The following is a 21,658-nucleotide window of genomic DNA, read 5'->3' as shown; positions in this document are numbered from 1 at the left end:
AAATGGCATATAAGAAGGAGTTATGGGCAGAAGCGAAGAAGAAATGCAGGTTGTCAGAGGAAGACATCCGCATGGCAAAAGAAATGGGGCTGAATCCGAAAAGCCTGATCAAGAATATTCCAAGTCCCAAGGAACAGTGGAAGGCGCCGGTTAAGGTGTGGATTCGGGATATGTATGAAACTCGCCAGAGGAAGGCTGCGCTGAAGAAGAGAAGAAAAGAAGCTGGGAAGAGTCAAGATTCGGTGGATTAAGATATTTTTTATATGGGGAAGTAGTAAAAAGCTTTATGAAACAAAAGGTTGATAATAATACAGCAATATCAGGCAGGTCTTATTGCATAGTATAACAATCTTGAAAAAGGTGCGGAGGAAGTAAATCTAAAATCTTTTAAATACTATGATAGAATGCTGCCAGCACAAGATCACCTGCCAGAAGGCGGTTTGGGCAATTTGATTGCACTAACCCGGGAGGAAAAGCACTAATGAAAAGAGTAGTAGTTATTGGAGAAGAGGAAGAAGAGCTTATGTTCCATCAGTGTTCTGCTTTTATTTATGAATGGTTACTGAAGCAGGTGCATGTAAAAGAAGAGTCTCTGACAGATTGGCTGCTATATGATATATCAAGCAGCAATCCCAATATTTATTATAAGGCATTTTCACGCCATGAAGAATCAACGAATGGAGCGGATTGGGAGTGGTGGATATTAACGGCGGATCCTTATTATAAAGATAAGTATAATGGCTATAGATTTTTGGTACAGGCTAAAAAGTTATGGCCAAATAATCAGGATAATTATTCATTATTAAGTTATGGTAATAAAAATGGATTCCAGATAGATTTGCTTTTGAATGAAGCCAGATATAGAAATGCGTATCCTTTATATATGTTCTACACGACCACGCAGCCGGACATAACAGAACAAATAAAAAATATTCAATTCATAGGGGAAGAAACACTCAGATGGTGTGAAGACTGCATTAACGGATGTTTTTTATCAGATGCTGGAAGTATTAGTGAGATTCTTTTTAATTTGCCAAGACATAAAATATTTGATACAGAGGTACTAAATCATTCATTGAAATTATCTCTTTTAGATAAATTATTTCAGGATCTGAGCAAGAGCGATCATATATTTAATAAACTCAATCAGAGATTGATAAAATTAGGCGGAATGGACTCTCAATACAAAGACGGGGTATATGGCATTAAGCACAGTGGAAGAGGAATACCGAATTACTTAAAGATTTTTGTCGAACGCCAGGGGCAAGATCTTAGCTGGCTTGAGAGAGAAATGAAGTTTGAGATGGGAGAGATTGGCGGATTAGCTGTTATTGATCTGCGCGAGTGAAATGGGGCAAATTGCCCTGCATGATATAGTAACTGATTATCGTATTAAAAGTATACAGTATTAAAAGTGCGCAAAATCAATCGCAAAAAAATACGATTGATTTTTTGCGCACTTTTGCATATAATATAAACAAGAAAATGGAAAGGATATGCACAGTATGCGTGAAACAAGGGTTATAGAATTCAAAGAAACAATAACAAACACGTTTTTAAAAACAGTAAGTGCCTTTTCAAATTATGATGGAGGAGAAATTTTTTTTGGAATCGATGACGCTGGTAACATTAAAGGAGTGCCGGACATAAAACAAGCATGTTTGGACATTGAAAATAAAATTAATGATAGTATTTCTCCACAACCTAATTATACTCTGGAAATACAAAATAATGATAAAACGATCAAGCTTACCGTAAAAAGTGGTGGTCAAAAGCCGTATTTATACAAATCAAAAGCATATAAGCGAAACGATACAGCGACAATAGAGGTAGATACGCTAGAATTTTCAAGACTTATTTTGGAAGGAAAAAACATCGGATTTGAAGAGTTGCCATATAAAGAACAGGATTTAGCTTTCGAAATCTTGCATCAAAAATTAAAAGAAAGTATTCAGATCGAAACATTTAATCAAGATACATTAAAAACATTGAACCTATATGACAGATTCAATGGATATAATAATGCTGCTGGTATTTTGGCAGATAAAAATCATTTTCCGGGAATTGATATGGTAAAATTTGGTGAAAATATCAGTATCATTCAAAAGAGAGCAACATTTGAAAAGATATCAGTATTGGATGTATATGACAAAACGTTAGATGTATTTAGAGATTATTATCAATATGAAGAAATACAGGGAGCCGATAGAAAGAAGATCGAAATAATACCAGAAGCTGCATTTCGAGAAGCAATTGCAAATGCTTTGATTCATAGAATGTGGGATGTAGAATCACAAATAAGAGTTCTAATGTTTGATGATAGGATAGAAGTTATTTCACCAGGAGGATTGCCCTCCGGAATAACGGAAGAAGAATATTTATCAGGTAAAATTTCAGTTCTAAGAAATAGAAATCTTGCAAACGTATTTTATAGATTAGGGTTTGTTGAGATATTCGGAACAGGCATTACAAGAATAAAACAACTCTATGAAGAGGGACTGAAAAAACCAGAATTTGAAATATCAGAAAATACAATTAAGATGGTACTTCCGGTTTTTGAGGAGAATTTAAATTTAACGGAAGATGAGAAAAAGATATATAAAGTTTTAAGTAAAACAATATTAAAATCAATTAGCGAAATTGCACCGTATGTCCCGTTTGGCAAATCAAAGACAACACAGTTGTTGAAAGATATGGGACAAAAAGGTGTCATAAAAGTTGAAGGTAGGGGAAGAGGTACTAAGTACGTAATAAAGTAATTGAGAATTCGGGGAGAGAATATTTTTAAGATATGAAGGAGAATAAGGATTGTGATTAAAATATAAAAAATATTATCCAGACCACCAAGCAAGGAAGGTTTTTGATGATATGCTGGGATTTCGAGCTTTATGTGATAATTATGAAGATATACTGGATCTTGGCGATTGTAAAAATATTCGTGTAGCGGATTTGTCTGATGGTAAGGCTAATGATGATGGGTATAGAGGAGTCCATGTTTATTTCCAGTTAAGCAATTACCATTATCCGATAGAGATTCAGTATAATACTTATTATGACAGGCAATTGAACAACTGGCTTCATAAATATATTTATAAACATGCTTATGAAAATAAGGTTGGTCGTACGTTGCGTAAGCGTTCTGATATGATGAAAATAGAGTTTCTCTGATGCTGGAAATATGACGGTTTTAGAACTGGTGAAAAAATATCTCACAGAAAACTGGTGTAAGGCATAATACCGAGGCGAATTACAACTTTGTAATCAATATTATCAAGAAAGAAACTTTTGGAAACAAGCGGATTGACAAGGTAAAACTATCGGAAGCAAAAGGCTGGCTGATTAAGTTGCAGAGTGATGGCAGAGGGTACAGTACCATACATACCATCAGAGATGTTGTAATTTGGCGGGGTGTTCCCATAGTGTGGGCAACGCAGTTTTACAGAAGAGAAGCGGCTTTCCTCTTGAGAGAACTTTGCATCACAGACCTTACAGAGAAGCTGCCCTTTGGAAACGTTATTCTTGTAGAGGAAAGGCTTGGGGGCGCAACAGCGGGGGCAGATGCAGCTGACCGGGATGTCACATTCAGAGCGGCGGCTGACGGGGCGTATTTTCTTAGCGTAACATTTTTCAAAGTAAGGGATGAGTTCCTTGTAAGTCCAGTCCTGCCGGAAGTCAGTGACACGTGGGAGTTCATCAATTTTGAATTTTTGATATTTGGGAGAATGGGAATCATCAAAAGCCACTGCTTGAGTGGGATATATCTGCAGATAAAATTTAATAACCAGCAATTCATTTAATAAAGGTATTGAATAATGCCTAGTAAATAAATTATAATGTCCATGAGCAATGTCTCCTTTTGTATAAGGTTGGTTTGGCGATTGACATTATACCAAAAAAAGGGAGGTCATTGCTCATTCTTTGCAAACTCCCATAAAATCAAGGTTTAACAATAAAAACAGGTAGTGAATTTGACATTACCGAGGGAAACGGTATGAGGTAAGAGTATGAGTAATGACGAACTTGATCAACTACGACAGCAGGTGAATAGACTGCGGAAAGAAAATAAAATATTAAAATCACTGCTGGAGAAAGAAAGCATTTCATATACAGAGGCAATCGCAAGACTCGACTCATACGAAGAAGATGAAGAATACGATCCAAACCAGGGCTCGCGGATCATTCACCCAGCTCAGATCACAGATGAAATGGCAAATCGATTTTACGCAAGGTTCTGGGGACGCCAGGATGTTTACAGCAAACGAACAATTAAGAAATCAACGGGCGAAGTGAATTATTATCCCCAGTGCAATAACTTTTGGTCTGAGAGATGTTATAGAAAAAGCGGTACGAAAATAAAATGCATGGATTGTGAATACAGGGACTGGAGCAGGCTTACGATCCGCCAGATTAAAGCACATCTATTGGGAAAATCATATGAAGCATCTGATGTAATAGGAGTTTATCCTTTACTTACAGATAACACCTGCCGTTTCTTAGTATTTGACTTCGATAACCATGAGAAAAGTGCAGAAAAGAAAGATTTTGCGAATACTGATGAAGAGTGGCGGAATGAGGTAAATGCGATGTGCAGAATCTGTGATTTGAACGGGATCTATTTCCTGCTTGAACGCTCCCGCTCCGGCAGAGGTGCACATCTATGGATTTTCTTGGATAAGCCGGTATCGGCTGCATTAGTCAGAAAATTTGGTTTCGCTTTACTTGAAAAAGGTGCGGAGGAAGTAAATCTAAAATCTTTCAAATACTATGATAGAATGCTGCCAGCACAAGATCACCTGCCGAAAGGCGGTTTGGGCAATTTGATTGCACTTCCGTTACAGGGCAAGGCATTACTGGAGGGGAATAGTGCATTTATTGATGAAAAATGGAATGCATATCCGGATCAATGGTCGGTATTAATGGGTACGCCCCGACTCACGAAAGATTTTCTTGAGGAAAAGATAAAGGAATGGGAGCCTGAGTATACAGTGGCAGAGAATGGCTGTGAAAGGACGAATGAAGATGGTAACCGTTCAAAGCCGTGGAATAGAAATAGAAAATTCCATGCAGCGGATGTAGATGGCAAGTTAAATGTTGTTCTGTCAAATGGGCTGTATGTCGATACTATAAATCTGAAACCGGCTATCCAGAATCAGATTCGTAAACTGGCTGCATTCAGCAACCCAATTTTCTACAAGAATCAGGCAATTGGCTTATCAAACTTTGAAAATTCCAGATGGATATATTTTGGAAAGGATGAGAATGGCTATATTGAAATTCCGAGAGGGCTGTTAGATGAACTGATCGAAAAGTGTAAAGAAGCTGGAACTCCATATGATGTTGTGGATGAACGCGCTACCGGGAGGCATATCAATATTAATTTTTCAGGCGAACTTAGAAAAGAGCAGGAACCGGCAGTAGAAAAACTACTGCATTATGATAACGGCATCCTGCATGCGGCTACGGCATTTGGTAAGACGGTAGTCTGCAGCGCATTGATTGCAGAGCGGAAGACAAGTACACTCATTTTATTGGAATCCTCAACACTGATTGATCAATGGATAGAATCGTTAGAAAAATTTCTTGTTATTGAAGAAGAAATGCCTGAATATGAAACAAAAACAGGAAGGAAGAAAAAACGAAAAAGTTTGATCGGAAGGCTTCAGGGCCCGCATGATTCCACTACGGGTATTATAGACATTGCCATGGTGGGTTCTGTTTGCAAAAAAGGCGAATTTCATCCCAGATTATCGGAATATGGTATGGTGATAGTTGATGAATGCCATCATTCAGCTTCTGACAGAATCGTAAATATTCTGAATGAAGTAAAGGCAAAGTATGTCTATGGAGTGACAGCCACGCCGATGAGGGGAGACGGTCTTGAGAAAATCAATTATATGCTGATCGGGCCGATCAGGTATCAATTTACTGCCAAGGATAAGGCAAAAGAGCAGAAGATAGGCCATCTGGTATATCCACGTTTTACAAGAGCAGTTGTCCCACGTGGTGCAGGACAGAAAATACATCCAAATGATGCCTACGAAATCATCCGAAATAATGAGATGAGAGACCGGCAGATAATAGAAGATGTAAAATCATGTGTTTTACAAGGGAGAACTCCGGTTGTTTTGACAAAATATAAAGATCATGCAGAGGGGCTGTATCATCACCTCAATGACTATGCAGATCACGTATTTCTGATGACAGGCAATAATTCTAAGAAAGAGCATAAAGCGATACGGGAACAAATGCAGAAGATTCCCGATCATGAATCATTGATACTTGTCGCCACGGGTAAATTAGTCGGGGAAGGATTTGATTTTCCAAGGCTGGACACACTGATCATGGCAGCGCCGGTAGCATGGAAAGGCGTTGTAGAACAGTATGCCGGGCGCCTGAACCGTGATTATGAGGGAAAAGAAAATGTCATCGTTTACGACTATGTTGACAGCCATATTCCAATGTTTGACAATATGTATGCGAAGCGGATGAGAGCTTATAAACAGATTGGGTATGAGATTTGTACGGACGCAGAAAATGGAAAGCAGGACGCAAATGCTATCTTTGATTATGAAAACTATGCCGATGTTTATAATCGGGATTTGATAAATGCTGATAAAAGTATCATTATTTCAAGTCCGGTTATTAGCGGCCAGAAAGTCAGTCATATCATTTCAATGTTGAGAAGCAGGCAGGAGGCAGGTGTAAAGGTTACCATTGTAACCTGGGCACCGGATGCGTATGGTTATGGGAAGAGCGACTATTGGATGGAACTGCACGAGCGCATGCGGAAAGCGGGATTTTATGTTCAGCTTGCGGAGGAATTCTGTGAGCATTATGTAATTGTAGATGAAGAAATTGTGTGGTATGGGAGCATGAACTTTTTGGCGAAGGAGGATGCAGAGGATAATCTGATGCGGATATGCAGTATGAGCATTGCGGCGGAATTAATGGAGATGACATTTGGAGGGAGTAGGGGAGTGACGGAACTGAGGTAGTGAGAGCAGTGAGTCCTTTCGTTTTCCTGTATTTAACAAAATTGCGGGAGAATGGTGTTAAGGAAGTGAAATTTATCTGGAGTATCCATTAATCATCGATTCACCGAAAGAAAATGGATGTACTGCCAGCCAAAACCATGTTAAAATGTCAGAAGAGAACCTCTTATCGAACTGCCATAATAAGTTCTTGCATTATTGTAGATATTAAAAAATTATTTTGCATTGACATATATTGGACTAACGGTTTCTTCCTAATTTTAATATTTACCTGTAACAAAGAAAGGGTGGCATGAATTATGAAGTCTGAAGAAAAAATTAAGAACTCCATGGTATTGGAATTTGTCGTATTCTGTATCGAAAACATCGCCGTAAAACTTGGCGTGGATGCGGAACAGGTTTATTCAGCGCTTACGGAAGGTGACATACTGAACGGTTATATTGTGCCAGAATATGAAGTCCTGCATACTCAGAGCCGGGATTATATCATAAATGACCTCCTTGATGTGATGAGAGAAAGGGGGGTGACCATATGATTCTTTACCATGGTTCTTCTTTAGAAATTATAGTGCCTGATTTGAACCATTCGCGTCAGAATGTGGACTTTGGGCGTGGATTCTACGTTACTCCCCTATATGAGCAGGCAGAGAAATGGTGTGGAAAATTCAAACGCAGAGGAAAAAACGGAGTTATATCTCGTTTTTCTTTTGATGATAGCCGGAAATCTGGATTGAAAACTCTGAAATTTGATTCTTATTCTGAGAATTGGTTGGATTTTATTTTAAACTGCCGCAGTGGAAACGATACTACTGACTATGACCTTGTGGTTGGAGGTGTTGCTAACGATAAAGTATTCAACACGGTTGAGCTGTTTTTTGATGGTCTGATTGACAAGACAGAAGCCATCAGCCGTTTGCGATATGAAAAGCCGAACCTGCAAATCTGTTTCCGAACTGAAAAAGCGTTGGAATTGCTGTGTTTTGAAGGGAGTGAGATGCTATGAAAGCAAATCCGATTCTACTCCAGAAAAAATATGCCCGTGTGATCGAGTGCTTTGCAAAGCGGCAGGGTATCTCTTTAGATGCAGCATTGGACTTCTTCTATCATTCCGAGGTTTATCCGTTGATTCGAGATGGAATCTCAGATATGCACTGCATGAGTGATGCGTATCTGGCGGAAGAATTAGAATTGGAATATAAGATGGAAAAGTAAATTGATAGATATTTTCAATATGGGATCGAAGATAACACCATGACCACTTTTTGTGGATGGAAAAACGATTGATAATTATACGTTCGCCAGGGTTGCAATATCATGAAATTTACTTAATCATTTGCCCTGTTGCTTACGCAGATTTATGTAGATATGCGTAGAACGGGGCGAAAATAAAAAATCAAGAAAATGCCGGAATTCTAGTAGTTATAGCATTTGAAGGCTTATGAAGGTATATAAAGTCATGATTAAGATATTATTTATCTGCCACGGCAGGATACTGGCAAGTCTCGGGAAAGCTTGATTTTACTAGGAATTTTAAAGGGAAAAACCGAGTTTTACACAGATTTTACACGGTTTGAAGGAGTGATTTTTTTGACTGATTACTATGACAGAAAATGAGAGCCTTGTTCTGACAATTACGAACAGAAAAGTACATAAATGTATGCGAATCAGATTCGGCAGTGAAGGGCTGTTTTACACAGTCTGATACTGCCGGATTTATTTGATTTACTGCTTGAATTTCTTCTCCTGATCGCGGGTCATTGTTTCCTCAATGGCTCTATTGATGAAGGCGGTGGTGCTTTCATCAATAGAGGTTGCATGCTCCTGAACCACGGTTCTGTGCTCAGGGGTCATGCGCACTTTCACTTCAACAAATTTGCTATTATATCTTGCATTGGCTTCTCTGCGAGCCTGGGTTAATTTCCTTCCGGTTTTCTTTTCTTCACTCATCAATTTTATCTCACAATCTGCCCGGTCGGGCGCAATTTTCCAAATAGAGTATAACACAAAAATGGACATCTGACCATGTATTTTTGAAATGGACATGCGATCATGCAAATCTTGCTCGACGGACATGCGGCCATGTACAATGATGAGTTCAAATCAAATTGATACGTGAATCAAAAGGAGCAAAATTATTACAAGAAAAAAGAAAGATTACAGAGAGTTGAAAGTCAGTAGTTTCGGCGGCTATGGCTGCAAGTCAGCTCCGATGCTCAGACTCCAGGGATTGTGGGTTGAAGAGCTGGGATTCAAAGCCGGGGATCCTGTACTGGTCAAATATGAAGACGGAAAGCTTATTATCACGCCGGACACTTCCAGAGCAGAATTGGTGGAAGCTGAGAAAGCATGGATGGAAGAGGAAACAAAGAAGCTGCATGAGAAATTCCTTCAAGAGAAGCGTGAGCTGCATGCAAGATTTTGGCTGAAAGAAAGGCAGGGTACGGTGTATGAGTAAAATTATTTTAGTGGGGGCAACAAAGGGCGGTGTCGGAAAGAGTGTAAGCGTATATAATCTGGCATATTCTCTGGAAAAGCTTGGAAAGAAGGTGCTGGCTGTTGATTTTGACAGCCAGGCCAATCTGACTACCTGTTTTGGAGTAGAAGATCCGGCAGCAGTTCCGGTAACAATCGGGCATCTGATGATGGCTCAGATGGAGGAAGAAGAAATGCCGGATAAATCTGAGTACATCATGAACAGGAATGGTGTGGACTTTATCCCGTCATCAATGGTTCTTTCTGCGGTGAATGCCAAGTTAAGACTTGAAATGGGAGCAGAGAAGATGCTTTCTAATATTCTGGATCCGCTTCGAGATTCTTATGATTATCTTCTGATTGACACTTCTCCATCATTTGGAGCTCTTATCATAAATGCCCTGGCCGCTGCAGATGAAGTGACTATTACAGTCAATCCGCAGTTGCTGGCAATGATGGGATTGCAAGATTTTCTGAAAACCATTAAGAAAAGCAAGAGCAAAGTGAACGCTAGGTTAGTAGTGGCAGGAATACTGTTTACGATGTGTGATACCAGAATAAATCTGTGTAAGACCATCACCGAGCAGGTGAATGATACTTTTAAGGGACAGATTCGTATTTATGGCAGCAGGATTCCCAATACGGTCAAGGTGGGGGAAGCTGTCTATTATTCAGAACCATTGTTGGAATATGCACCGGAATGTAAAGCATGTGAGGCATATATGATGTTTGCGAAGGAGGTAGTGGCAGATGAAAAGTAATGCTCCAAAAAGAAAAATCTTTGATGCAGTGGATCTGATGACTGAGGATACTTCGGCATAGATCCCGGCAAGTAAAAGGAAAGATGGGGTTACGATGCTTAGTATCGACTCCATAAAAACATTTCATGATCATCCATTTCATTTGTATGAGGGAGACAGGCCGGAAGATATGATTCAGAGCATCCGAGATCATGGTGTGCTGAATCCAGTAATCGTCCGTACAACAGAAGATGGATATGAAATGCTTTCCGGTCATAACAGACGGAATGCAGCGAGACTGGCCGGTCTTACGGAGATACCGGCAATCGTGAAAACTGATTTGCCGGATACAGATGCTTATGTGTATGTGATTGAAACGAATCTGATGCAGAGATCCTTTTCTGATTTGGAGATTTCGGAGAAGGCAGCAGTCTTGAAAGAACGATATGACAAGGTCTTGTATCAGAGACAAAGGGACATCATCATGGCAGAAGTGGCTAAGCTGGAAGGCATTCCGCTAAAAGGTGGTCACGGTGACCACCATTTTAAAAATCGTGATGAAGTAGGCAAGGAATATGGCTTGTCGGGAAGTTCTGTGGGAAGGCTTTTGAAGGTGAATGATCTGATAAAGCCACTTCGCAATAAGCTGGATAATGGTTCTTTGATTTTTAAGGTTGGAATACAGATATCATTCCTGCCAGAATCAGAACAGCAGCTGGTATATGAGCAGATGATAGAATTGCATGTGAAGCTGACAATGAATATGGCAATAAAACTTCGTGAGCATTCCGGTGAGCTGACCGAGGCAATGGTATGGCGTTATCTGACTAAGACGGTCGAGCCGAAGGACAAGCCGATGAATATCAAGGTGCCTGAGACTATATCGAAGAAATATTTCGCAGGGTAGGATTAGAAGGCGATTGGAGATATTATGGAAAAAGCGTTGGCGGCATGGTTTGAGGGGAAGTAAAGAAAGATTTTATACTACAGCTACATTGACAGAAGGTTGTACTGTGAGTAGAATATAAAGCTAATATGTATAAAAATATACGGAGTTGTGGAATTTAATAACTATGAGGGGGTGTTTGTTATAAAAAGAAAATATCCTATAATCGATGTGGCAGAACCGGTCAGAATATTAAGCACATTATGCAAGCGAGAGGATTAAATGTAAAGAAAATTCAGAATTTTTTGGGACTTAGCACGCCTCAGAGCATATATCACTGGTTTGACGGAAGAAATATGCAGACGGTAGACAATCTGTATGACTTAAGTGAACTCTTTCGTCTGCCAGTGGATGCTCTTTTGAAAGGCAATAGAAAGTATGAGTACAGACCGGCAGAGAATGCAATGTATCAGCGCATTACTATTTATTATGAAAAGTTCCTCAGGCCAGTCTCTGTTATTGATAATTGAAAATTGATTAAAGGGGATGAAGAGTAATGAAAGTAACAGGGTATACAGGATGGAAATTTAAAACTGTAAAATATAAGGTCATTAGTAACTGGGGGTTAAATGATGAAAAACAGTTATACGAAGATGCAAGGAAAGCAGTCATAGATGATATTCGAGTTAATGGATATCATTTTTCAGGACATGATCATCAAAATTCAGATGTTGGAGTACCGGTGCTGGATGATAGATACCTATTTCAGGTGACTATGCGAAGTTGGGGCGGTCTTATGGCTGATGCTTATCCAGATGAAGATTATGGACTGCAGAATTTCAATGGAGAAAAAGGAAATTACAGGTATTGTAAATGGGCATGGTACAATCCAGAACTTGTTTCGGAAACAAAATATCCAGATGATGATCGGATGATAGAGTATGAATAAAATCAGACATGAAAACATAGAAGGAGAGCTGTGAGGAGACTGCAGTATTAAAGTATGCAGAGGGTGCTTGAGTAAAGTATCCTCTATTTTTTTGCTTGCATTTCGAATCATAATTAAATCTCTTTAAACTAAAAAATAAGTAGATGTACATTTGAAAAAATATAATTTAGATATGAAATAATCGCAAGAAGATGTGATTATAATGCATATAAGAGTTGATATTCGTTGTAATCCATTTGCCTACATGGTAAAATAGAAAATGTATATTATATCTATTTCGAGACAATTTTCTGAGTGAGGTAATAACTGAATGAAAATTAGCTATAAGAAGTTATGGATTATGCTGGCAGAAAAAGAAATGTCAAAGCAGTCGTTAAGAGAAAAACTTGAAATATCGGCAGGGACAATGACTAAATTGAATAAAGGAGAAGAGGTGTCTTTAGCTACGCTTCTTCGGATATGTGAGTTTTTTGACTGTAATATTGGAGATATCTGCGATGCGGTTAAGAAGGATGAATTAAAGTAGAAACCGGAGGAATCATAATGAGAGAACTTGTATGTCCTAAGCATATGTGCAAGGCGCCTCTGGGAAAATGCATGGAATGGGATATTGATGAGATAAGAGGTCAAAAAGTTCAATGCCAAGAAAAACCTGTGATGTCAACGACACTGTATTGGTGTAATAAATGTAATGTTCCAATGTATGAGGAGCGTTGCCCAGAATGTGGAAGCAAAGGAGAATATATTGCAACAGATATTAGACCAGTATTTCCAGAAGAAAAAGTATTGTTGGCACTACTTTTAAATAAAGAGGATCCCTTGTGTTTCGAGGAAGCTTCTGTTTGGAATAATACAAATTATTACTTTATAAATGGCGAGAAATTGCAGGTTTCTATTAAAGCGTTTAATGGTAAGTCATTAGAAGAAATAAAAGCTATTAGGTCAAAATACGATACCTGTGTGTCAGAGATTGATTACACAAAGTTTGACGCAAATATTCAAAAGTTTATAGAAGTAAATCAAAATAGATACAATGAAGTAACAGATGAAGCAATCAATTTTGTTCAAGGTTATAAAGATCGGTACTCGTTAGAAGATATGTTTGTGTCTTTTAGTGGTGGTAAGGATTCTACGGTTATGTCAGATATCGTGAGAAGAGCGTTTTCTTCAAATAAGGTTTATCATATCTTTGGAGATACCACACTGGAATTTCCGTTGACGTATGAATATAAAAAACGATTTAGTCGTGAACATAGGGTGCTGCCTGCAAAAAACTATGAAAAGAATTTTGAAGACCTTTGTAAGCAGATTGGTCCGCCAAGTCGTGTTATGAGATGGTGCTGTACAGTATTTAAGACGGGAGCGATTACTCAAACGATAGCCTCTGCTTTTAAAAATAAGACGAATATCTTATCTTTTCAGGGAATTCGACATAACGAATCTTTAAGTAGAAGTAAGTATGACAGGGAAAGTAAGAGTCCTAAGATTACAAAACAGACGGTTGCGGCACCAATTATCGAATGGACAGATTTTGATGTGTGGTTGTATATCCTGACTACTGGAATTGACTTTAATGATGCATATCGTCTTGGATATTCGCGAGTTGGCTGTTGGTGTTGTCCGAATAATGGTGCATGGTCAGAGTTTTTATCAAAGGTGCATATGTATGATCAATATGTACATTGGAGAGAAATCCTCGTTGATTTTGCGAAGAAGATAGATAAACCCGATCCAGAAGAGTATGTCGATCAGGGAGGTTGGAAAGCAAGACAAGGTGGTAATGGAATTGATATTGCAGAAAGATCTATTATCTCATATGAACCTTGTGCAACGGAAGATAATGCGTTCAATTATGAGCTGCAAAGGCCGATAACTCCTGAATTTTACGAATTATTTAAGCCTTTTGGTTATATTAATACTCATCTAGGGAACGAACGCTTAGGAGAGGTGTATGTCCTTGATAAAAAGGGAAAGGTTGTTCTTGTACTTCAAGGAAGAATTGGTTCTACTAAGCTAAAAGTTACGATAAAGAATGAGAGACTTGCCGGAGCTACAAGCTTAAAAGTAGCAGAAGGAAAAATTCAATGTCAGTTGACGAAATATCAGATGTGCATAGGATGCAAGGCATGCGAGAGTATTTGCAAACATAATGCGGTCAAAATCAAAGAATTAGAAGATGGAAGTACTTCATATAAGATTGACGATGAAAAATGTGTAAGGTGTACCGAGTGTGTCAACCATTACAATGCCGGATGTTATGTGAGAAAGGTGCTTACAATCAAGAGAGAAGGATAAGATGGCGAACAAGGTTAATTATAAATTAAAAGGGCATGAAAAGTTTCCGTTGCGTGAAGGATGGATGAATAAAGGCATTTTTGCAGCAAAAGAAAATGGAACTCATATATTCTTGGAAAATCAAGGACCGGATGTATTAGGCGTTGGTACAAACATGGTGAAGTCTATCCGGTATTGGATGCAAGCTTGTGGAATGCTTGAAAAAGATGGAAATAAAGAAAAACTCTCAGATATGGCAGAAATTATTTTTGAAAACGATCCATATTTTGAGGATGTTTTTTCGCTATGGCTGCTTCATTCAAATATTGTAAAAAATATCCAACAAGCAACGGTTTGGTATATGTTTTTTAATAGATTTGAAGCGGATTCTTTTTCAAAAGCAGATTTGCAAGGAAAGATGAAACAGGAACTTTTTAATTATGTGGGACAGCAAGTGACTGAAAGTTCATTAAAAGATGATATTGATGTATTGTTAAATATGTATTCTAAGGGTAGGATTCAAAACGAAGACCCTGAGGATAAAATTGTATCTCCATTATCCGTGCTGGGAATTTTGAAAAAAGAAGATGAAACATATTATAAAGTGCAGCCGGATTTAAGAAAAGTAGATAATACACTAGTGTTATATGAAATAAGTTGTCTATTTGAAAATGAGAAGTCTCTTAGCATCGAGCGAATTTCAGCAGGAGAAAAGAGTCTTGGGGCAATATATCATATGACTATGGTTACGGTAAACAAATATTTAGATGATCTTGAGTCTTTGGGATATATTCGGGTCGACAGAACGGCAGGTCTTGATATGGTTTATCCGTTAAATATCAAGAAGCCAATTGAAATTATAAAGGATTATTATAACAAATAAAGGTGGATGAATATATGGCAGTTAATAAATTAAGTCAAATCGTAAAGTTAAATGGTAATTTTAAAAATTCCATCAATCTTTATTTGAACTTAAATAAAAAAGAAAAAATAGAAAGCTATATTCCTACAAAATCATCTTTGAACATATTGAAACGGTATGTGAATTCTGTAAAACAGAATAAGAATCATTCAACAATACTAATAGGTTCTTATGGTAAAGGAAAGTCTCATTTGCTGTTAATTCTTTTAGCAATCGTGAGTATGGAACGGTCTAAAGAAAATGATAGCATTGTGAGTGGGCTTTTAAAGAAAATTCAGCCAGTAGATGCAGATGCATACAAGATAGTGAAAGATGTATGGCAGAATAAGGGGCGTCTTTTGCCGGTAATTATTTCAGGTAGTCAGAACGACGTTAGCCGTTCTTTCATGATTGCATTAAATGATGCGTTAAAAAGAGAGAAGTTGACAGACCTTATGCCTGACACTTTCTTTAGCATTGCTAAAGAGACTGTAGCACGTTGGAAAGCAGAGTATCCAGCAGTATATGAGAATTATGAAAAAGCTTTAAAAGTAAAAGGAACATCAGCAAAGGTAATTGAAAATGGTTTCAAGGTGTGCAATCCTGAAATATTAGAACTATTTAAGAAAATTTATCCTTCACTAATGGGTGGCGAACAGTTTAATCCGCTTGCGGGAAGCGAAGTGTTGCCTATGTATCAAAGTGTAGCAAATAAGTTACATGAGGAGCGTGGTTATAGTGGAATTTATATTGTCTTTGACGAGTTCAGTAAATTTATCGAGGGACAGGAAAAACATGCAATTGGCGGAAATATGAAATTCCTTCAAGATATGTGTGAACTGGCTAATGAATCAAAGGAAATGCAGATTTATATGACAATGGTAGCACATAAATCTATCAAAGAGTATGGAACTTACCTGCCTGAAGCTATTATCAATGCGTTTACTGGTATTGAAGGTAGAATTGAAGAAGTTATTTTTAATACGTCTTCGAAAAATTGTTATGAACTGATTCAGAATGCTATAGAAACGGATACAGATAGACTTGCGGAAATTCCAGATTCAAACAAATTTTTTGGAAGAGAAAAGATTGATGAGTATTATAAAATACCCGCCTTTAGAACCGCTTTTACCAATAAAGACTTTGAAAAAATTATTGTCAAGGGATGCTATCCACTTAGCCCAATTTCAGCGTATGCGTTGTTAAATATCAGTGAAAAGGTTGCGCAGAACGAGAGAACTTTATTTACATTCATTTCAAAAGAGGAACCTAACAGTATGGCGCAACTTGTGTCTGATCATTCTTTTAGTGTTGGCTGGATTATTACACCGGATAGGGTGTATGATTATTTCCAAAATATGTTTAAGAAGGAAAAAGGAAATGAACGCGTTCATACAGAATGGCTAAATGCGGAGTATGCGATAGCAAAGGCAAAAGAAGCAAGTAAAATACGTATGTTAAAGACATTGGCGGTTCTTAATATTATTAATAAGTTTGATGAGATGCCTCCGACAGAGGAAATTCTCAAAATTGCTTCAGGACTTCCCAATGCTACAGAAATACTTAGTGCATTAGTTGCTAAGGAATTACTGTATAAAAAAGATACTAATAATTGCTATGTCTTTAAGACAAGAGCGGGTGCTACTCTTAAGTCGGAAATCAAGAAACGTAAGGCTTTAAAGGATGTGCCCAACCTGCCCAAGGCATTTGCTCAGATTAATGATATACAGTATGTATTGCCTAAAAAATATAATAATCAATACTCTATGACTAGGTATTTTAGATATGAATATTTGGATGTAAAGGATTTCTTGCAAATAGATAGTATAAATGTATTTTTGGAAGATGGTAAGTTTCAGGACGGAAAGGTAATAGCCCTCTATTCTCTGGAGAATGCAGATAGAACGAAAGAGATTCAAAAAAAGGTAAAAACCTTCGGAGCAGAAAATATCGTTGTGATTTATACAAAAACACCATTTGTCTTAATAAATAAGGTTACAGAATATGAAATTTTACAGGATATAAGGACAGATGTAAAATTCATGAAAGAGAACGAAATTCTATCCAAGGAATTGAACGTGATGGAGGAAGATATCGTTAAGATGTTGTCGAACTTCTTAGAGGATGAATTTGAGAATGCCGATTCTCATGTCACTTTATACCACGATGGGCAGGGATGGGTTTTAGACGAAAACATAACTACAAGTGCAGCTGTTGATGCTGTTTGTACCCATTTCTATTCAGAGACAATGGTTATTAATAATGAGTTGATTAACAAACAGTATATTAAAACTGCACCAATCAAGAAGTCTAGAAAAATCATTATGGAAAACATAATGAATAAGTGCTCTGATGAGGATTATCTGACGGGAACAAGTGCAGAATCTACCATTTATCGAGCAGTTTTGGTTAATTCAGGAATATTAGCAAAGGAAAAGCCAGATAAAGTTCAGAATTTGTTGGAAATGTTTGATGAATTCTTTGATGAATGTGTAGAAGAAAAACAGTCTTTGAGTATTCTTATTAATAAGTATAGCGCAAAGCCTTATGGAATGAGAGCAGGGGTTCTTCCTATTTTACTTGCTTATGTTCTGTCACAGAAGAAAGAGGATATTATTGTATATTACGAGGATAGAGAAACAACACTTACTGTGGATGCAATTATCAATATGGTGGATTATCCGGAGAAGTATTCAATGTTTATTTCCAAGAATAGTGCAGATAAAGATAAGTATTTGCAGGACTTGTCTAAGTTGTTTGCAGATAAGGCAGATAATAATCTTTCCGGTAATAGAATTGAAAATATCTTAACCTGTATGCAACGCTGGTATCGAGCTTTGCCCCAGATTACAAAGAACATTCGAAAGGAGAATGAGTACATTTCTGATAAGCAGGTTTTGAAAGCTTTACCTAAGTTGAAAAATATTATGCAACGCATGGATGTGAATGCATATGAGGCTATTTTTGAAACATTGCCTGAAATATGTGGAGGTACAGACTATGAAGAAACCAGTAGTTTCCTCCAGGTAATGAAAGTAAAGTTGAATGGTTATATGGATTGGCTATTTGCAAAGGTTGCAGAAGATACAAGGAAGATTTTTTCGGAAGACGAAAAAGACGACTTGATTCATACTTTGAAGACTTGGTATGAGAATCAAAGTGATGTTGCAAAGCATGGATTATATAATGCAGCAGTATCTGGATTTATGTCTTGTATTGCTGATATAGATACTTATGATGAGTATTCTGTAGTTTCGAAGATAATGAAAATTGTCACAGAGGTTCATGCAGATTCCTGGAATGATGATTCTTATACAGAGTATATTGAAAAACTTAATGATTTAAAGGCTGAGATTGAATCTATTGGAAGTGAAGATAAAAAAGGAAATTGTGTTCTTACATTCACCGGTAAGAATGGAGAAATAATACAAAAATATTATGATCCAGTTGATATGGATGAAGGAGCAATGTTTAGAAATATTATAGAAGATCAGTTGGAAAGTTTTGCAGATCTAGATGTGAATGTGCGTGTCGCAATTCTTCTAGAAATGATTGAAAAAGTGATGAGAAAAGAGGACTAGAAATGATTTATTTGGACAATGCAGCTACTACATATCCAAAGCCAGAAACAGTTTATCAAAAGATGGACTGGGCGAATCGCAGCATTGCTGTGAATGCAGGACGTGGCGTATATAAGGTTGCGCAGGAGGCCTCTAATTTAATAGAAGATACACGTAAGAAATTGATTGAGGTGGTTCATGGAATTGGTGTAGAAGCTGCTATCCTAACACCGTCGGCAACAATTTCGTTAAACATGATTTTGAATGGCCTACCGCTTTCAAAGGGGGATGTAGTATATGTATCACCATATGAACACAATGCTGTTGCACGTACATTACATCGAATTTCCAAAGAAAAAGGGATTCGAGTGGAGGAACTACCACTGAAAGAAAACCTGGAGATAGATTTGGAAAAAGCAAAATATCAATTTGTGAAGGATAGACCGAAGTGTGTATGCTGTACACATGTGAGCAACGTTACAGGATATATTTTACCAATAGAGGGAATTTTCTTGATGGCAAAAGAATATGGGGCAATTACGGTGATGGATGCTGCGCAGTCGTTTGGATTGATGGATATAGACGTAAGAACATGCAAAGCAGATTTTATTGTATTTGCAGGTCATAAAACGTTGTATGGGCCATTAGGAGTTGCAGGATTTATTGATAATTCAACGATTAATCTGGCATCGTTAATTGTAGGTGGAACAGGAAGCGAATCTTTGAAATTAGATATGCCACAGAAGAGTCCGAGTAAATACGAGGCGGCAAGCAAAGATGTGGTAGCTATAGCTGGGTTACATGAAGCTTTATCCGTTTTGAATCAGAAATTGAATTTTAAAACTGAGAAAAAACTTACAGAATATGCAATAGAGCGATTAAAAACTTTGAAGAACGTTATCCTTTATACGCCAGAGAAATTCGAGAATCATATTGGAGTCATTTCCTTCAATGTGAAGAACTATAAGTCTGAGGATATAGGTATTATTTTGGATGAGGATTTTGATATAGCCGTAAGAACTGGATATCATTGTGCTCCTTATGTACATAAATATTTAGAAGATGAGAAATATTTAGGAACAGTAAGAATTGGTTTGGGTAAGTTTAATACAGAGGATGATATAGACCAATTAGTGGATGCAATAAGCGAATTATAAATAAGGTGAAAGAGGCCGGATTATGAACAATAAGATGTATATTGATTATCTGAATTCATTGCACAATTACAATGCTCAAAATGAAAATGCATATGGAGAGAAAAATGTAGACAGTCCTTATTTTGAAGAGGTAATGGTGAGAGTGGGATTGTGCGATTATATCAAAGACAATCTTACAGAGAAAGAGCCACATATCGTGATTTTAACTGGACATGCTGGCGACGGTAAAACAAGTATCATGTATCAGGTTTTAACTGATTTGGGAGCAGAATGTGATGCAAAGGAAAAGATGAGTGAGATAAGTCTTCCCAATGGTGCGAAATGCCTTTGCGTTAAGGACTTTAGCGAACTGCCAGAAGAAGAAACAGAAAATCAGACAGATCGAATCCATGTAATGAGAAAATCTGTAGATATGGTGGAAAATGGAAATTATGTATTTATGGTTGCTAATACCGGTCCTCTTATCAATACGTTTGGTGAATTATTTGATGCCGAGGAAGAAAAAGCCAGGATTCGATTGATTAATATGATGGACAATAATACTGGTGAAGTCGTCAGTATAAGTGGTGTTCGAATGTGTGTTATAAACGTTGCGACTATTGATAATGCTTATTTTGCAACAGAGTTTTTAGAAAAAATAACTCAGGACAAATTATGGGAAGGTTGTAAAAATTGTAAGAAATATGATTATTGTTACATATGTAGGAATCGTCAGCTCATTGTAGAAAATAAGACTAAAGTTTTTGAGTTTGTTCATAACCATTTTATCTGGTTAAAGGAATATGGAACAAGATTAACTATTCGTAGTATGACAGAACAGTTAGCATATATGCTAACTGGAGGAATGTCCTGCGAGGAAGTTGCTTATAGTGAATCATATAAGTATCTTTTTAGTAATTTGTTTTTTGGATATATTGGAACAAAGCAGAATGAGCGTGCACTAAATATTATAGCAGTTGATGTAGCAAATCGTTGCCTGTATGACCATAAAAGAATGCGATCAGATGAAAAACTCTTAGTGGGTAAGGAATATAAGAAATTATTTGGAAGTGCAATTGAAGGAATTATTGTTGAGGCGGAACATAAGAATGTCTTTGTTAGTGGTTGGACAGAATTCCTACGTAGAACATATTTGTTCATGAATATAGTTACTGATGAGAAAATTGTTTTGCAAGACTATGAGGATGTTTTTTCTAAGCAGTTTAAAAGATATCTTGCACTTCGAAATGGAACTGATACACCATCGAGGCTTGATGCGAATCTAATTGAGGATGCATTGTCCATGATTTATGTGGGAACTCCGAGTGATGGTACAGAAATTCCGTTGACTCTTAGTAGAGAGTCTGGTATCACACAGAATGTACAGTTGATTACCGGAACAATACCAGTACGGAGACTTCGCATAGAACAAATTAAAACAATAGATAGTATCTTTAATAAAGGAAAAGACAGATATGAGCTGAAACTGAAAATAGACAGAGCGGTTTTAGATACTGTCTTGACTCTTCCAATGCTGGATTATTTTGAAGAGTTGAAGAACGGTGTAATTGCTACAAATATTGATCCACAATTATCTCATGGTGTAGAAAGTTTAAAAACCCAGATATCAGAGATATTAAAAGATTATGAAGATGAGGATATTGTTGAGATTGTAGTGCTGAAGAATAGTGAGAATGAGAATATTCGTCTAGAGTTAACAGATGACGGAAAGATAAGAGAAGTATAGG

General features: G+C 37.3%; 21 protein-coding genes. 20 read left to right on the top strand and 1 reads right to left on the bottom strand.

Annotated features, from left to right (window positions below):
* The first annotated feature begins 2 nt into the window (after positions 1 to 2).
* The 9 genes from BN1938_RS10820 to BN1938_RS10780 all read left to right on the top strand — a co-directional run bounded on the left by BN1938_RS10820 (position 3) and on the right by BN1938_RS10780 (position 8,204).
* Entirely contained in the window at positions 3 to 251 is a 249-nt protein-coding gene (locus BN1938_RS10820; RefSeq protein ID WP_050640594.1) for a hypothetical protein, read from the top strand.
* 230 nt (positions 252 to 481) lie between these two features.
* A complete protein-coding gene (locus tag BN1938_RS10815) occupies positions 482 to 1,348 on the top strand; it encodes a DUF6615 family protein (protein WP_050640593.1) in 867 nt (288 codons plus the stop codon).
* A gap of 157 nt (positions 1,349 to 1,505) precedes the next feature.
* On the top strand, positions 1,506 to 2,759 hold the full coding sequence (locus BN1938_RS10810; RefSeq protein ID WP_050640592.1) for an ATP-binding protein: 1,254 nt from the start codon (positions 1,506 to 1,508) through the stop codon (positions 2,757 to 2,759).
* A 109-nt stretch (positions 2,760 to 2,868) separates the two neighbouring features.
* Complete coding sequence (locus BN1938_RS10805; protein WP_148487175.1) at positions 2,869 to 3,168, top strand: hypothetical protein; 300 nt, start codon at positions 2,869 to 2,871, stop codon at positions 3,166 to 3,168.
* Between the two features lie 251 nt (positions 3,169 to 3,419).
* Positions 3,420 to 3,797 carry a hypothetical protein gene (locus BN1938_RS23695; protein ID WP_050640591.1) on the top strand — a complete coding sequence of 126 codons (378 nt, stop codon included), beginning with the start codon at positions 3,420 to 3,422 and terminating at the stop codon, positions 3,795 to 3,797.
* Between the two features lie 207 nt (positions 3,798 to 4,004).
* Positions 4,005 to 6,995: a TOTE conflict system archaeo-eukaryotic primase domain-containing protein gene (locus BN1938_RS10795; RefSeq protein ID WP_050640590.1), complete on the top strand. Its 2,991-nt coding sequence runs from the start codon at positions 4,005 to 4,007 to the stop codon at positions 6,993 to 6,995.
* 296 nt (positions 6,996 to 7,291) lie between these two features.
* Positions 7,292 to 7,528: a DUF3791 domain-containing protein gene (locus BN1938_RS10790; RefSeq protein WP_050640589.1), complete on the top strand. Its 237-nt coding sequence runs from the start codon at positions 7,292 to 7,294 to the stop codon at positions 7,526 to 7,528.
* A complete protein-coding gene (locus BN1938_RS10785; RefSeq protein ID WP_050640588.1) occupies positions 7,525 to 7,995 on the top strand; it encodes a DUF3990 domain-containing protein in 471 nt (156 codons plus the stop codon). Before BN1938_RS10790 ends, BN1938_RS10785 begins: the two co-directional genes overlap by 4 nt.
* The gene (locus tag BN1938_RS10780; RefSeq protein ID WP_050640587.1) at positions 7,992 to 8,204 is read left to right on the top strand and encodes a DUF3791 domain-containing protein; all 213 of its coding nucleotides are present in this window, start codon (positions 7,992 to 7,994) and stop codon (positions 8,202 to 8,204) included. Before BN1938_RS10785 ends, BN1938_RS10780 begins: the two co-directional genes overlap by 4 nt.
* A 510-nt stretch (positions 8,205 to 8,714) precedes the next feature.
* On the opposite strand, the gene BN1938_RS10775 is transcribed toward BN1938_RS10780, so the two are convergent.
* Positions 8,715 to 8,939, bottom strand: coding sequence for a hypothetical protein (locus tag BN1938_RS10775; protein WP_050640873.1), 225 nt, complete (start codon positions 8,937 to 8,939; stop codon positions 8,715 to 8,717).
* Positions 8,940 to 9,156: 217 nt separating this feature from the next.
* Between BN1938_RS10775 and BN1938_RS10770 the strand changes: the two genes are divergently transcribed.
* The 11 genes from BN1938_RS10770 (at position 9,157) to BN1938_RS10725 (ending at position 21,657) form a co-directional block, all read left to right on the top strand.
* Complete coding sequence (locus BN1938_RS10770; RefSeq protein ID WP_242843841.1) at positions 9,157 to 9,447, top strand: SymE family type I addiction module toxin; 291 nt, start codon at positions 9,157 to 9,159, stop codon at positions 9,445 to 9,447.
* Complete coding sequence (locus BN1938_RS10765; protein WP_050640585.1) at positions 9,440 to 10,225, top strand: ParA family protein; 786 nt, start codon at positions 9,440 to 9,442, stop codon at positions 10,223 to 10,225. Before BN1938_RS10770 ends, BN1938_RS10765 begins: the two co-directional genes overlap by 8 nt.
* Positions 10,226 to 10,319: 94 nt before the next feature.
* Positions 10,320 to 11,111: a ParB N-terminal domain-containing protein gene (locus BN1938_RS10760; protein WP_242843840.1), complete on the top strand. Its 792-nt coding sequence runs from the start codon at positions 10,320 to 10,322 to the stop codon at positions 11,109 to 11,111.
* 335 nt (positions 11,112 to 11,446) lie between these two features.
* The gene (locus BN1938_RS23925; protein WP_242843839.1) at positions 11,447 to 11,620 is read left to right on the top strand and encodes a hypothetical protein; all 174 of its coding nucleotides are present in this window, start codon (positions 11,447 to 11,449) and stop codon (positions 11,618 to 11,620) included.
* A gap of 26 nt (positions 11,621 to 11,646) precedes the next feature.
* Positions 11,647 to 12,039, top strand: coding sequence for a hypothetical protein (locus BN1938_RS10755; RefSeq protein WP_050640584.1), 393 nt, complete (start codon positions 11,647 to 11,649; stop codon positions 12,037 to 12,039).
* 310 nt (positions 12,040 to 12,349) lie between these two features.
* Positions 12,350 to 12,565, top strand: a complete 216-nt coding sequence (locus tag BN1938_RS10750) for a helix-turn-helix domain-containing protein (RefSeq protein WP_050640583.1) — start codon at positions 12,350 to 12,352, stop codon at positions 12,563 to 12,565.
* Between the two features lie 17 nt (positions 12,566 to 12,582).
* Positions 12,583 to 14,334 (top strand): phosphoadenosine phosphosulfate reductase domain-containing protein, encoded by a 1,752-nt coding sequence (locus tag BN1938_RS10745; RefSeq protein WP_242843838.1) that lies wholly within the window; start codon positions 12,583 to 12,585, stop codon positions 14,332 to 14,334.
* A gap of 1 nt (position 14,335) precedes the next feature.
* A complete protein-coding gene (locus BN1938_RS10740; RefSeq protein WP_050640582.1) occupies positions 14,336 to 15,196 on the top strand; it encodes a DUF4007 family protein in 861 nt (286 codons plus the stop codon).
* A gap of 14 nt (positions 15,197 to 15,210) precedes the next feature.
* Positions 15,211 to 18,795: a hypothetical protein gene (locus BN1938_RS10735; protein ID WP_050640581.1), complete on the top strand. Its 3,585-nt coding sequence runs from the start codon at positions 15,211 to 15,213 to the stop codon at positions 18,793 to 18,795.
* A 2-nt stretch (positions 18,796 to 18,797) separates the two neighbouring features.
* Complete coding sequence (locus BN1938_RS10730; RefSeq protein WP_050640580.1) at positions 18,798 to 19,931, top strand: aminotransferase class V-fold PLP-dependent enzyme; 1,134 nt, start codon at positions 18,798 to 18,800, stop codon at positions 19,929 to 19,931.
* Between the two features lie 22 nt (positions 19,932 to 19,953).
* Positions 19,954 to 21,657, top strand: a complete 1,704-nt coding sequence (locus BN1938_RS10725) for a hypothetical protein (RefSeq protein ID WP_050640579.1) — start codon at positions 19,954 to 19,956, stop codon at positions 21,655 to 21,657.
* The last annotated feature ends 1 nt before the right edge of the window (position 21,658 follow it).

It is taken from the genome of Eubacterium sp. SB2 (assembly GCF_001244405.1).
Classification (GTDB): domain Bacteria; phylum Bacillota; class Clostridia; order Lachnospirales; family Lachnospiraceae; genus Faecalicatena; species Faecalicatena contortus_B.
Note: the sequence above shows the minus strand (reverse complement) of the source record. Positions and strands in the feature narration are given on the sequence as shown.